Source organism: Herminiimonas sp. KBW02 (assembly GCF_003852535.1).
Classification (GTDB): domain Bacteria; phylum Pseudomonadota; class Gammaproteobacteria; order Burkholderiales; family Burkholderiaceae_D; genus Oxalicibacterium.
On the sequence record NZ_QAJP01000006.1, the window covers coordinates 36331 to 50620 of the forward strand.

Sequence of the window (14290 nt, forward strand, 5' to 3'; positions counted from 1 at the left end):
GTCCTTATCGAATGATGGCAAACCGTTTTTGCAGCTGCTTGACCAGCGTCGATAGTGCAAAGCTGAGCACGAAATATACGACGGCGACAAACAGGTACATCTCAACTACACGACTGTCCCGCTGCGCAACCTTGACCGCAGCACCGACAAAGTCAGTCACATTCAGCAGTGATACCAGCGACACGTCCTGGAACAGCACGATGGTTTGCGTCAGCAAGATCGGCAGCATGTTGCGGAAAGCTTGCGGCAGGATCACCAATTGCATCGATTGCTTATACGTCAGTCCCAGTGCGTAACCTGCATTCACCTGCCCTTTGGAAATGCTTTGTATGCCAGCGCGCATGATTTCGCAAAAGTAAGCCGCTTCAAACATGATGAAGGTGATGTAGGCCGAGCGATCCGCACCCAGCTGCACCGGCCGTTCCGCACCTGTGATCTGTTGCAGGACGATAGGCATCAGGAAGTAAAACCAAAAAATTACCAGCAGCAATGGAATCGAACGCATCAGGTTCACATACGCCGCAGCGATCAGGGCCAAGGTCTTATTGCTGGACAGGCGTGCCATCGCCAGCAATGTGCCGAAGGCGACGCCGCCCAATGCCGCGACCACCGTCAGTTGCAGCGTGTATTGCAGGCCCGACAGCAAATACGGCCATGTGCGCGCAATGATTTCAAAATCAAGATCACCCATGTTTGCCTCCTGCGATGTAGCCAGGAACGGCAAGGCGACGTTCGATCAAAGCCATCAGACGATTGGCCGTCATCGCAATGACCACGTAGATCAGGGTGGCAGCAGCGAAGGCTTCGAAGTAACGGAAGGTCATCTCACCCATCTCCCGCGTACGGAAGAAGAGTTCAACCAGGCCGATCGAATACGCGACCGCAGTATTCTTGATCAGGTTCATCAACTCGGAAGTCAGCGGCGGAATGATGATCCGATAAGCCATGGGCAGCAGCACATAGCGATATGTCTGCGAGGTGGTCAAACCCAGCGCATAACCTGCATTGCGCTGGCCACGCGGCAAGGCCTGAATACCGGAGCGCACTTGCTCGGCGATCCGCGATGAAGTGAAGAAGCCGAGACACACGACCGCCGTCACGAATTGATGCTCGGTCGGATCGAGCGTAATCACCCACGCCTTCACCGCCGGTACGATGCCCGGTATCACGAAGTACCAGACGAAGAATTGCACCAGCAAAGGAATGTTGCGGAACAGTTCGACGTAGGCACCACCCAGACGTACCAGCCAGCGCTTCTCGCTGGTACGTGCGACGCCCACTATCGAACCAACCACAAAGGCGAATATCCATGCGAACAAAGCCACGGCCAGGGTCCAGCTCAACCCTGACAGCAAGCTTTCTATCCATGTGCCGTCGCCATCAGGCACCTGCTCCAGAAAAATTCCTAGATCCATGCTGCCACTCCCTTGGCTGTATGCTTCACTCGCTGATTACTTTTTGTCGCATGCTTGGTGCAGTGCTTACACGCCCTTGTCGTTCGGATTCTTGAAGGCTTCCTCGATAGGTGGCGTCATCGGGAAGTTGATGTTCAAGCCTTTAGGCGGAATCGGCGTGGTGAACCATTTGGCGTAAATCTTATTGATCTCGCCGGACTTCATGACTGCACCTATCGATTTATCCACCAGCGCCTTGAACTGCGGATCGTCCTTGCGCAGCATCATGCTGTACGGCTCCTGGCTCAGAGACTCCGGCAGGATTTTGTAATCCGACGGACGCTTGGAGTTGGCGATCTGCCCTGCCAGCAGGATGTTATCCATGACGAAAGCGACGGCTCTGTCATCCGCCATCAGCAGGAAGGCTTCGGCGTGATCCTTGCCGTAGATTTCCTTGACCTGGATATTTTCTGTTTTCTTGTAACCCTTCAGCAGCGGCACCGAAGTCGTGCCGGAAGTGGTGGAGATAGTCTTGCCGTTGAGGTCGGCCAGGGTATTGATATTCGAAGTTTTCTTGACCGCTGCGGTCACATTGATCACGAAGTAGCTGGGACCGAAAGACACCTGTTCCTGCCGAACCTTGGAATTGGTGGTGGAGCCGCATTCGAGATCAATGGTGCCGTTACGCAATAAAGGGATACGATTACTGGAAGTCACCGGCTGCAGCGCCACCTTCAGGTTAGGCAACTTCAGGTCGGCTTTGACGGTATCGACGATCTTCATGCACAGGTCGATCGCATAACCTACTGGTTGTTGCTTGTCATCAAGAAATGAAAACGGAATCGACGATTCGCGATAGCCGATAGTGATGGTATTCGTATCCTTGATCTTCTTCAGCGTGCCGCCGAGGTCCTGCGCCTGTACGGTCACAAAAGAACTGGCCATCAAGCCCGCACCTGCGGCCACTACAAGTAATTTCTTCAGATTCATGATGTCTCCTTGAGGCATATCATCAGTTTTAAAAAGTATCTGGCAAATTTCAGGCCAGCTCATTTCGTTGTCAACGCCTGCTAATTCATACGGCAGATTTCCAGACTATGCAGCTACGGCTTTAAGGATACAAGCCGCGCATCTCACGCGCCTGTAATACACGCGTACACCCGACGATGAAGGCAGCCGTACGCAAAGTAACCTTCTTCTCTTCCGCCAGCGCCCAGACTGCAGCAAAGGCTTCCCGCATGATGCGTGTCAGACGCGAATTGATTTCATCTTCAGTCCAGAAGAAGCTGGAAAAATCCTGCACCCATTCAAAATAACTGACCGTCACGCCGCCGGCATTCGCAATCACATCCGGCACCAGCAATATACCTTTGTCATGCAGGATATCATCCGCTTCCGGTGTGGTCGGACCATTCGCACCTTCCAATACGATGCTGGCGCGGATTTGCGCTGCATTGTCGCGGTCGATTTGCTGTTCCAGTGCAGCAGGCACCAGAATGTCGCAATCCAGGCTCCAGAAACTGGCAGCATTATCCAATTGTTCCGCTTCGGGGAATCCGGCCACGCTGCCATTTTGCGCTACATACGCCTGCAAGGCAGGGATATTCAGGCCACTGCTGCGCACCACGGTGGCCGCATGATCCTGCACCGCCACCACCTTCGCGCCGGCGTCGGCAAACAAGCGGGCCGCCACACCACCGACGTTACCAAAACCCTGCACCGCTATCCGTGCGCCCTTGATCTCCAGTCCACGCTTGACCGCCGCTTCACAGCCGACAACAAACACACCGCGGCCGGTCGCGTCATGTCGCCCCAGGCTGCCGCCCAGCGAGACCGGCTTGCCGGTCACGACGCCGGATGCAGTGCTACCCTGATTCATCGAATAGGTATCCATCATCCACGCCATGATTTGTTCATTGGTGTTGACGTCGGGGGCGGGGATGTCTTTGTTGGGGCCGATGATGATATTGATTTCACTGGTATAGCGTCGCGTCATGCGTTCCAGCTCGGCTTTGGAGAGTGTTTTCGGGTTGACGCGTATGCCGCCCTTGGCACCGCCATACGGCACGTTGACAGCTGCATTCTTGATCGTCATCCAGGCCGACAGCGCCATGACTTCAGCCAGGCTCACATCCTGGTGAAAACGCACACCGCCCTTGCCGGGTCCGCGCGAGGTATTGTGCTGTACGCGATAACCTTCAAAGTGGGCAACCGTGCCGTCGTCACGCTCGATAGGTACATCGACGATGAGGATGCGCTTGGGGCGCTTCATGGTTTCGACCCAGCGCGCCAGTGTGCCGAGGTAGGGCGTGACGCGGTCGATTTGCTCCAGATAAACACCCCACGCACCTATGCCGGGCGGTGTCAGATACGACGGTACTTCGTGCGGACTGGACATGCGGGCGCTCCTATATTTACCAAGCAGTGCCATACGTCATGGCGACAAGCATCAGAAACAGGACACAAGCAGGACAGCGAAACTTGCGGATGCATACAAGGCTAATGCAGGCAAGCTACAAGCAAGTTACAGGATTATGCAGGCAATTTATTCTAATCTCTTATCGCCTGCATGAGTAATGATCTGAACTGAATCTTTCTTATAGAGCGCGGCTCTCCCACGGAGTTCCGTCCTGGCCGCAGAATCTCAGTACAGGTCAAAGGGCAGCTTGGCCGCTCCGCCCTTGTCAGGGCCCTCGCCCGGCTCACCTTCCGCCCCATCCTGCGGCGAAGCCAAAGCGTCATCCGGCCTGGCCTGCTGGCGCATCCACATCTGAGCGTACGCACCGTCTGCCGCCAACAACTGCATATGCGTGCCGCGTTCGATGATACGGCCACGATCCAGCACCAGTATCTGCGCGGCGTCAGCAATCGTTGACAAGCGATGCGCGATGATTAGTGTAGTACGGTTTTGCGCGATTTCCTTCAGCTGTGCCTGGATCGCCTGCTCAGACTTGGAATCCAGCGCCGAGGTCGCTTCATCAAAGATCAGGATGGCCGGATGCTTGAGCAAGGTACGGGCAATCGCCACCCGTTGCTTTTCACCACCGGACAATTTCAGGCCACGTTCACCGACCATCGTGTTGTAACCATCCGGCAACGATTCAATAAACTCATGGATATAAGCGGAACGCGCAGCAGCCACGATATCGTCATGGCTCGCACCCGGTTTGCCATAGGCAATGTTGTAGGCGATAGTGTCGTTAAACAGCACGGTATCCTGCGGCACTATACCTATCGCCTGACGCAATGAAGCCTGCGTCACATCGCGCACATCCTGCCCGTCTATCAGGATCGCGCCCTGGTTCACGTCATAAAAGCGGAACAGCAAACGCGACAGCGTGGACTTGCCGGAACCGCTATGCCCGACCACCGCAGTGGTAGTACCCGCGGCGATTGTAAAGTCCACATCGAACAGGATCTGGCGCTTTTCTTCATAGCTGAAATCAACATGCGAGAAACATACTTCCGCCCCCTGGGTTAGCAATGCCTGGGTACCCGGTTTATCCGCGATTTCCTTGTTTTGGTCCAGCAAGGAAAACAGGCGTTCCATATCGGCCAGGCTTTGCTTGATCTCACGATAAATCACGCCAAGGAAATTCAACGGGATGTACAGCTGGATCATGAAGGCATTCACCAGCACCAGATCACCCAGCGTCATGGTGCCTGCGATCACGCCTTGCGTCGCACGCCACAGGATGAGCGTAACCGCGATGGCGATGATGCTGGACTGCCCTGTGTTCAGCAGCGACAGCGAAGTCTGCGATTTGACGGCCGCGGTTTCGTAACGCTTCAGGCCTTCATCGTAACGTTGCGCTTCGTAATCTTCATTACCGAAATACTTAACCGTCTCGTAATTAATCAGTGAATCGATGGCCTTGGTATTCGCCTTGGAATCCAGCTCATTCATGGTGCGACGGAAGTGAGTTCGCCACTCAGTGACAATGACCGTAAATGCGATATAGCTGACCAGCGCCACACCGGTGATAACGGTGAACCAGATATCGTAATGCAGCACCAGATAGCCAAGCACCAGCAAGATTTCTATCAGCGTCGGCAAGATACTGAACAGCGTATAAGAGATCAGCGAAGAGATACCCTTGGTGCCGCGTTCTATATCACGCGTCATGCCGCCGGTCTGGCGATTCAGGTGGAAGCGCAACGACAGCGCATGCAGATGACGAAATACTTTCAGCGCGATGGTGCGCACTGCGCGTTGCGTCACTTTAGCAAAAGTATATTCACGCAACTCGGTAAACAAAGTCGTCGACAAGCGTAACGCGCCATACGCCAGCAATATACCAAGCGGCAATACCAGCATCGCTTGCGTCGAGCCCGGTGTAATCGTCAGGCTATCGATCAGGCGCTTCAATACCAGCGGCACGCCGACGTTGGCCATCTTTGCACCGATCAGGAATGCGAGCGCCAGTCCGACCCGCCATTTGTAAGTCCACAAATACGGAATCAGGGTCTTCAGTGTGCTCCAGTCACTGCGATTGCTGACAGATGAAACAGGCTCGGATGGGACGGAATGGCGGCGCATAGGTAAGGTTTGCTCAGATAGTTTATGCTTCGGGTTCCGGATTGTAGCCGCTAATAAAAATAACGACAGGACTTAGCTACAGAACTTAACGATAGAGATCATTCACAGGAGACAACATGGCAAGCGAACACCACACAGACCTGCCCGCAGGCAAAATTCCACAGATGCGGGTAGTCCCCATGCCGAACGACGCCAATATGCACGGCGACGTATTCGGCGGCTGGATCATGTCGCAGGTCGATCTGGCAGGAGCAGTCTGTGCCACACGCCGCGCCAATGGCCGCGTCGTCACCATTGCGGTGAACTCATTTTTATTCAAGCACCCGGTATTCGTCGGCGACCTGCTGTCTATCTATGCCGAGATCGTCAAGGTCGGCAACACGTCGATTACCGTGAATGTGGAATGCTATGCGGAACGCAATCGCCTGGAAGTGGAAATCGTGAAAGTAACGGAAGCGACGCTGACCTATGTTGCGACTAACGATGATCGCAAGCCGCGTCATCTGCCACCAGCGATCCCGCCGCATAAATAAAATTGATGCAAGCTGGCACTATCATAAGCAAGTAGCGCAAGTAGCCAAAAAAACATCATACGCCATGTCCGTCAGCGCGGACATGGCGCATATTTTTTAATCAACTCGTTTTTATCTCGTCGCGTAATTCACGACGCAGAATCTTGCCGACGTTGGACTTCGGCAATTCAGTACGGAACTCGATAGACTTCGGTTTTTTGTAACCGGTGAATTGTTCCTTGCAATACGCCATCAGCTCGGCTTCAGTCAGTGCCGGATCACGCCGCACGACGAAGAGTTTGACCGCCTCGCCGGTATGCTCATCCGGCACGCCTATGCAGGCACACTCCAGTACGCCTGGATGTGCGGCCACCACGCCTTCGATCTCGCTCGGATAGACATTGAAGCCCGAGACCAGGATCATGTCTTTCTTGCGATCAACGATCTTGGTGAAGCCGCGCTCATCCATGATGCCGATATCACCAGTCTTGAAGAAGCCATCCGCCGTCATCGACTGGGCAGTCTCATTCGGATTGTTCCAGTAACCGGCCATCACTTGCGGACCGCGTATCGCAATCTCGCCGGCGCTGCCATGCGGCACTTCGTTTTCGTTACTGTCTATGATCTTCAGCTCGGTCGACGAAACCGGCAAACCGATGGTGCCGGTGAACTCATTGGTAGTAGGCGGATTGGCGGTCGCTGTCGGCGAGGTTTCGGACAAGCCATAACCTTCGCAAATCGCGCAACCGGTTACCTTTTTCCATTTGTCGTTAACGACTTGTTGCACTGCCATGCCGCCGCCATTACACAACTTTAGCTCCGAGAAATCGACCTTGGCGAAATCCGGATTGTTCAGCAAGCCGTTGTACAGGGTGTTCACGGCTGGCAAGAAGTGCACCTTATACTTCATCAACTCCTTGATGAAGCCGGGAATGTCACGCGGATTCGGGATCAGCAGATTCATCACGCCCAGGTGCGTCCCCAGCATGCCGCAAGTCGTCAGCGCGAAGATGTGATACAGCGGCAAGGCGCAGACAAAAATCAGCTGTTTATCCTTGGGCAAGGTACCCAGCACCGGTGAAATCCACGCTTCGTTCTGCAATACATTAGCGATGATATTGCGATGCGTGAGCATCGCACCTTTGGCTGTTCCTGTGGTGCCTCCGGTGTATTGCAGGAAAGCGAGGTCCTGATGTGTCAGCGTCGGGCGCTGCAGGGTCATGCCTGCAGCCTGGCGCAACACTTCCTTGAACTGCACCGCTTGCGGCAGCGAGTAGGCCGGCACCATTTTCTTCACATGGCGCACCACGAAATTGACGATGCCACCTTTCAGCCCGCCAAACAAATCGCCCATGGTCGCGACGATCACATGCTTGACCTGCGTGCTGGCAATTACCTTCTCGAGCGTAGCTGCAAAGTTTTCCAGAATGATGATGGCTTCCGCACCGGAGTCGGTCAGCTGATGCTCAAGTTCACGCGGCTTATATAAAGGATTCACATTGACGATCACGTAACCGGCGCGCAAGACTGCGGCGATGGCGATCGGATATTGCAACACGTTGGGCATCATCAGTGCGATGCGCGCACCTTTTTGCAAACCCAGGCTTTGCAGCCAGGCACCGACTTCGGCGGAAAGATGATCCACCTCACGATAGGTAAGGAATTTATCCATGCACACGCAAGCATGGCGATCCGCATATTTCTGGAATGATTCATCCAGTAATTCAACCAGGGAACTGTAACGTGCAGGATCGATTTCTGCCGGTATGCCTTCTGGATATGACTTGAGCCAAAACTTGTCCATCTCCACCTCTATTCTTTTTTGTGGTTAGAGTGATTGCCCGCTGATTTTGCTTGCATGCTGCTTTAGGTGTTGCACATGAACCCATTTAAGGCCACTGCTCACTATGCTGCCCAGATAGCTTGATGCTATCGGGCAGAACGAGGATGTGCAAGCATTTTGATGACGGATCAGACCAGGCCGCTATCAGCGTGCGCCTGCCTCTTTATGCGACACCTGCGGCAAAGCCGCAGCCAGGCTGGCCAGGCGCTGGTCACGCTGTATCTTGTCCTGCTGCGCCAGGGCAATCACGGCATGGTAAAAGCCAGTGAAATCCTGCTGCTCTTGCAGCAAGGCGCGGAAAGCCGGTACCTGGCCGTTATAGGTCGCGACCGATACCAGATGCGCGTTCGTCAGGCCCTGCGCAAACCAGCGATCATAGGCGGCATAACCATGCCAGCTTGCTTTCAGTTGTTGATAATCGTCCCGCAATGCAGCAAATATCTCCTGCTTGGTCTTGCGCTTGGCTGCGTCCGTGCGATCCGACGCATAGTTCTCGACCAGCTTTTGCCGATACTGAATCAGGAGCGCGAGGAATTGCTGCTTGCGCGCCTGTGTCGTCAGATAGGCCTGCCGCGCCTTTTCATCACCATGGCGTGCAAGCCAGCGATCCACACCCACCTCCTCTACCGCCGTCGCAAACGATTCATTGAATTGCGTATCGCCCTGCACATACACCACCTGGTGTGCCAGTTCATGAATCATCAGGCGCGCCACCTCGGCGTCCGGATAGTTGATAAAGCTAGACAGCACCGGATCCTTGTACCAGCCCAGCGTCGAATAGGCTGGCACACCCATCACCTGCACGTCATGACCGGAAGCTCGCAATTCAGCGGCAAAAGCCTGTGCATCGGCTTCACTGTAGTAACCGCGATAGCTGACGCAGCCAGCGATAGGAAAGCACCATTGCAAAGGCTGCATCGATAACTCAGGCGTCGCCACCACATTCCACAAAGCGTAAGGCCGCTTCAGGTCGGCATACTTTTGATAGGTGCCGTTATCTGGCAAGGCCAGCTCATCGACTGCGAACTGGCGGATTTGATTCGCCAGTATCAGACGTTGCCGCAGCTTCGGGGCCAGCTCAGGATCCAGCAATAAATCATCTATCGGCTGCGCCGCTGCCATCAAAGATGATTGGCCGTGTGTCGCCTGCGCGTAGTAGTTCAGCTGTGCACATCCGCCCAGCAGCAATGCACACAGCAGCAGGCCCGCGCGCCAGCGTGACCGGGGAGCAGCAAGCGATGTGCGGGATATATTCATTTTTCCTATTCGTTCTTACAAAATCGCATATGCAGCCAGCTGCGCCGGATTTTTTTGCTGCATCTATTCTATTACGCCTGCTGCCCCATTACGCCGGCACGCTAGTTGGCGTAAGATAGGGCTCTCTTGCGGCAGGAAATCTATCCTTGTTGCAAGATAAAACCACTGCAGCACTAGCGCGCAGGAAAGTGGAGACGCCATGAAGTTGATCGACCCCATCATTCAGTTTCACAACGAAATCCAAGCGATACGTCGTGAAATCCATGCTCATCCCGAGCTTTGCTTTGAAGAACACGATACCGCCGAACTGGTCGCGAAGAAGCTGACCGAATGGGGCATACCCGTCGTCCGTGGCCTCGGCGTCACCGGCGTGGTCGGCATCCTGAAAAACGGCAACAGCCAACGCGCGATTGGCTTGCGTGCCGATATGGATGCACTGCCGATACTGGAACTCAACACTTTCGCGCACGCATCAAAAAACAAGGGCAAGATGCACGCCTGCGGTCACGATGGCCATACCGCCATGCTGCTGGGGGCTGCACATTATTTGTCTCAAAATAAAAACTTCGACGGCACGATTTACCTGATCTTCCAGCCTGCGGAAGAAGGCGGCGGTGGTGCCAAACGCATGATGGATGAAGGTCTGTTCGAAAAATTCCCGATGGAAGCCGTGTTCGGCATGCATAACTGGCCGGGCATTCCGGTCGGCCACTTCGGCGTGACCCCTGGCCCGATGATGGCATCCAGCAATGAATTCGAAGTCGTGGTCACCGGCAAAGGCGCGCATGCAGCCCAGCCGCACAAAGGCATAGATCCGATCATGGTGGCGGTGCAGATCGCGCAAAGCTGGCAAACCATCATCACGCGCAACAAGAGCCCTATCGACGCCGCAGCACTATCGATCACGCAGATCCATGCCGGCAGCACCACCAATGTCATCCCGGATGACGCGACGCTGGTTGGTACGGTACGCACCTTTGATCTGAAAGTACTGGATTTGATAGAAAGCCGCATGCGTGCAATCGCCGAGCATACGGCGGAAGCATTCGATGCCAGGGTCAGCTTCCACTTCAAGCGCAACTATCCGCCGCTGATTAATCATGCGAAAGAAACTGCTTTTGCGGTCGAGGTATTGCAAGGCATCGTCGGTGCCGAGCATGTGGATGCACAGGTAGAGCCCACTATGGGCGCCGAAGATTTTGCGTTCATGCTGCAGGGCAAACCCGGCTGCTACGTCTTCATCGGCAATGGCGAAGGCGATCACCGCTCAGCCGGACACGGACTGGGGCCATGCAATCTGCACAACCCCAGCTATGACTTCAATGATGATTTGCTGCCGATAGGCGCGACCTACTGGGTACGTCTGGCGGAAAACTTCCTCAAGAACTAAGGTCATGAATTGGTCGCGCAACATCAGATTGCGCGACCACATTCAATCAACTAGGCCAGCAAAGCCACAACCTGCCGGCCATAGCTAACCAGATAACCGCCGTTCTGCTGCTGCCAGGCACGCGCCGTGACAATATCCGGAAACCAGTTCTTCCGATAATCGCCAAACATACCCAGCTCCAGCCGATACCTGTCCAGCACTGCTGCAGGCAAGCGGTCTATGCTGTGCTTGCACACTTCCCATGCAGAGAACTCCAGCTCCCGCGCCAGCATATGTAATACGTGTTTCAGCTGGATGGATGTGCGGACGGCGTACAAATCAGTCACACGTAATTCCGGCATGACTTGCATCGCAATAATGCGACGCAGTACCGGCAGGGTTTTAACAGGTTCATCCGCTCGTGCATGACGCAACAAACGACGCGCATACCTGCGCAGGAAATCACTGTTACTGAGATTATTATTGAAGCCATCGGCAGCAGTGACGCCGACGGCAAGGGATGTAGACCACATAACGTTCCTTTCATATTGTCGTTTCTCGCTACGACATCAAGGTTTAACGTCAGTGTTAACTTGTGATTTATCCGAAACGGACAATGACAAACGACAGGTGCATCGGCTTTTGCGAGAGCGGGCCTCCTGTCAGGCCCGCGCTTATTCTACAACAGAATTTGCATCGCGTTTTTCATCGGTCGTCAGTTTGATGTCGCCGTACCACGCTTCTACGGTCTCTCCCGTGTTGTCGGTATCGGTCAGCACACCGACTGCGATCAGCTTGCCTGGTTTTTCACCAAATGCTTTTTCATAATCGGCAACAATGTTGCGCGAGAAGCTATGCCAGTCACCGACACCGGATGCACCGGTTTCGGCAACCACCATCTTCACGCGATTGCTGCGGGTATTGGTAATGATGGTATCGACCGCTGCCTTGCGTCCCCAGATATACATCAGGGTCGCATACGGCACATCCCTGCCGGTCATCAGGCGCGCGGTTTCAAACATGATCTGGTCAGCGAAGGGCAGACTGTCCTTGTCGCCGTCGAAACCGAGGATGATGCGTGCCGGTGAATCTTCCAGGCCGCGATCAAAATTATTCGCCGTCTGCACCAGACCGCTAATGCGCCAGCGCCAGCTCAAATGCGATACCGGCAAAGGGTCGATCTCCACCTTTTGCATCAGGCCGGAAGCTGCGGCAACCGCACGCGCGTGCAACACGGTCTTGCCCTCATCTTCCACCAGATTGTATTCAGTCAGCTTCTTGGTGCGATTGATAATCATCGGCTCCCAATGCGCAGGCAAGCCGCTGCCGAAATTCGCCGAGAACGGCAATATTTTTCCCGCAGCAAAAGCATCTGCATCATCGCTCTTCGGCAATTGCGCACATGCAGTGAGCAGGGACAGCAAAACAAGTGTGGCAAGTAATTTCATATGCATATGGTCAAGACCATGCACCTTGCGATGCATGGCAAGTACGTGTAAGCCGCTCTGGAAAATCCCGACCGCTTAAGCTTTGCCGGGTTTCATGTGTTGTATCGTATAGATGCTGCGCGCACTATCATCATCAGCATCCACCTCAACAGGCGCGGTGCCGTCTGCGACAAACTGCCAGCGCATTTTATGATATTTCGCGACACTTTCGCGATGCGCGACACTGACAATGACGGCGTTTGGCAATTCTTGCAATATCAATTGATAAACAAGTTCTTCTGTTTCCGTATCCAGTGCACTGCTGGCCTCATCCAGGAACAAGGCATCAGGCCGCGTCAGCAAGGCGCGCACAAAGGCGAGACGCTGTTGCTCACCGGGTGACAGGCGTTGACTCCAGTTGTCACTGTGATCAAGAAACTTTTTCATGTGTGACAATTTGCACAAGTCGAAGTAATGCCGGATCGCCAGATCGGTATAACTATTTTCACTGGCGGGATAAGCAACCGCTGCCCGCAGCGTTCCTATCGGCAAATAACTTTTCTGCGGCAGGAACAGGAGCTTCCACTGCTGCGGTACTTCTATGCTACCGGCGCCATACGGCCAGACGCCGGCGATCGCGCGGATCAGCGTCGATTTGCCGCAACCGGAAGGACCTGCCACCAGGATGCGTTGTCCGGCCTGGATATCGGCAGTCTGCTCTTTAGTCAGTACCGGACCGTTCGGCACATTCAATATCAAACGGTCTATCAGGATCGCACCGACATTATTCGCGGTGACCAGCACACCTTCCCTTTCTTCATGCGCAGCATCGACTGCCGCATGGAAGCCAGCCAGACGATTGACGCTCGCCTTCCATTCGGCGAGATCACTGAACGCCGAGATAAACCATGACAGTGCCCCCTGTACCTGGCCGAAAGCGGAGCTGATTTGCATCAGGCCGCCCAGCGTAATCGCCCCCGAAAAGTAACGCGGCGCCGCCATCAGGAAAGGGAAGATATTCGCAAACTGCGAATAGAAAGTGGACACCAGGTTCAGACTCTTGGTGGTGCGCATGATGCCCCACCAGTTATCACGTATGCGCTGGAAGCGGCCATTCAGTTGTACCGCTTCTTCAGTTTCGCCACGGTACAGGGCCACTGCTTCAGCATTTTCGCGTACCCGTATCAGGCCGAAACGGAAATCCGCCTCGAAGCGCTGGCGGAAATAATTCTTGGAAACCAGCGGCCAGCCGACCCAGCCCACTACCAGCGAGCCGACGCCAGCGTAAGCAATCGCAAACCACACCATATAACCGGGGATCGTGATTTCCTGTGACGCCAGCATGAAGGAGATCGGGCCGCTGACCGACCACAGGATGCCGATGAAAGAAACCAGCGTCACCACACTGGAGAGCAAACCCAGACTCAGCGACAGTGTGGCGGCAGTCAACAAATTCAAATCTTCGGCGATACGCTGATCCGGGTTATCTGCGGTGCCGGTCTGCTCTATCCTGTAATAGGACTGATGCTGCAGCCAGCGCGCCATGTATTGCCGCGTCATCCACATGCGCCAGCGCATCTGCAATGACTGTGTCAGGTAAATACGATAAATCGCGACTGCGATGAAGATAAAGGCGAGATAACTAAAACGCCATAACTGTTCGGTAAAGACTTGGTAGTTCTTGGTTTCCAGCGCGTTGTAAAACTCGCGGTTCCAGGTATTGAACAGCACTTCGAGATACACCGCCGCCAATGCCAGCGCCACGATGACGAACAGTAAACCGCGCGCCTTCCATTTTTCTTCCGAAACCCAGTATGGCTTGATGAGTTGCCAGACGGCGCGCCAGTCTATACGTTGTTTAGGCATGAGTGAGCTTGGTTAAAAGCGCGAGGTTAAAAACGAGCTGACAACATCAACAGCGGCAGGTTTGCCCGATATTGCATAGACC

The 14290-nt window shown here is 54.4% G+C and carries 12 protein-coding genes; 2 read left to right on the forward strand and 10 right to left on the reverse strand.

The features are described 5' to 3' along the window. Window positions 1-4: 4 nt before the first annotated feature. The 5 genes from DBR37_RS11805 to DBR37_RS11825 all read right to left on the reverse strand — a co-directional run bounded on the left by DBR37_RS11805 (window position 5) and on the right by DBR37_RS11825 (window position 5934). On the reverse strand, window positions 5-691 hold the full coding sequence (locus tag DBR37_RS11805) for an amino acid ABC transporter permease (RefSeq protein ID WP_124574689.1): 687 nt from the start codon (window positions 689-691) through the stop codon (window positions 5-7). After that, the gene (locus DBR37_RS11810) at window positions 684-1415 is read right to left on the reverse strand and encodes an amino acid ABC transporter permease (protein ID WP_124574690.1); all 732 of its coding nucleotides are present in this window, start codon (window positions 1413-1415) and stop codon (window positions 684-686) included. The genes DBR37_RS11805 and DBR37_RS11810 overlap by 8 nt, the downstream gene beginning before the upstream one ends. A gap of 66 nt (window positions 1416-1481) precedes the next feature. Then, on the reverse strand, window positions 1482-2384 hold the full coding sequence (locus tag DBR37_RS11815) for a transporter substrate-binding domain-containing protein (RefSeq protein ID WP_370454252.1): 903 nt from the start codon (window positions 2382-2384) through the stop codon (window positions 1482-1484). 121 nt (window positions 2385-2505) lie between these two features. After that, the gene (locus DBR37_RS11820) at window positions 2506-3792 is read right to left on the reverse strand and encodes a Glu/Leu/Phe/Val dehydrogenase (RefSeq protein WP_124574691.1); all 1287 of its coding nucleotides are present in this window, start codon (window positions 3790-3792) and stop codon (window positions 2506-2508) included. A 246-nt stretch (window positions 3793-4038) separates the two neighbouring features. Then, complete coding sequence (locus DBR37_RS11825) at window positions 4039-5934, reverse strand: ABC transporter ATP-binding protein/permease (protein WP_124574692.1); 1896 nt, start codon at window positions 5932-5934, stop codon at window positions 4039-4041. Between the two features lie 116 nt (window positions 5935-6050). Here DBR37_RS11825 and DBR37_RS11830 point away from each other — a divergent pair, with 116 nt between their 5' ends. Next, window positions 6051-6467: an acyl-CoA thioesterase gene (locus tag DBR37_RS11830; RefSeq protein WP_124574693.1), complete on the forward strand. Its 417-nt coding sequence runs from the start codon at window positions 6051-6053 to the stop codon at window positions 6465-6467. A 100-nt stretch (window positions 6468-6567) separates the two neighbouring features. On the opposite strand, the gene DBR37_RS11835 is transcribed toward DBR37_RS11830, so the two are convergent. Together DBR37_RS11835 and DBR37_RS11840 are read right to left on the reverse strand one after the other, a co-directional pair. After that, a complete protein-coding gene (locus DBR37_RS11835; RefSeq protein WP_124574694.1) occupies window positions 6568-8250 on the reverse strand; it encodes a long-chain-fatty-acid--CoA ligase in 1683 nt (560 codons plus the stop codon). 183 nt (window positions 8251-8433) lie between these two features. Further along, a complete protein-coding gene (locus DBR37_RS11840; protein ID WP_124574695.1) occupies window positions 8434-9546 on the reverse strand; it encodes an aminopeptidase in 1113 nt (370 codons plus the stop codon). Between the two features lie 199 nt (window positions 9547-9745). On the opposite strand from DBR37_RS11840, the gene DBR37_RS11845 reads away from it, so the two are divergent. Beyond that, complete coding sequence (locus DBR37_RS11845) at window positions 9746-10936, forward strand: M20 aminoacylase family protein (RefSeq protein WP_124574696.1); 1191 nt, start codon at window positions 9746-9748, stop codon at window positions 10934-10936. 50 nt (window positions 10937-10986) lie between these two features. Here the strand turns inward: DBR37_RS11845 and DBR37_RS11850 are convergent, their stop codons facing one another. The 3 genes from DBR37_RS11850 to DBR37_RS11860 all read right to left on the reverse strand — a co-directional run bounded on the left by DBR37_RS11850 (window position 10987) and on the right by DBR37_RS11860 (window position 14208). Continuing rightward, window positions 10987-11448 (reverse strand): hypothetical protein, encoded by a 462-nt coding sequence (locus DBR37_RS11850; protein WP_124574697.1) that lies wholly within the window; start codon window positions 11446-11448, stop codon window positions 10987-10989. A gap of 141 nt (window positions 11449-11589) precedes the next feature. Beyond that, window positions 11590-12363, reverse strand: a complete 774-nt coding sequence (locus DBR37_RS11855; protein WP_124574698.1) for a DUF3047 domain-containing protein — start codon at window positions 12361-12363, stop codon at window positions 11590-11592. A gap of 75 nt (window positions 12364-12438) precedes the next feature. Beyond that, window positions 12439-14208 (reverse strand): ABC transporter ATP-binding protein/permease, encoded by a 1770-nt coding sequence (locus DBR37_RS11860; protein ID WP_124574699.1) that lies wholly within the window; start codon window positions 14206-14208, stop codon window positions 12439-12441. Window positions 14209-14290: the final 82 nt, after the last annotated feature.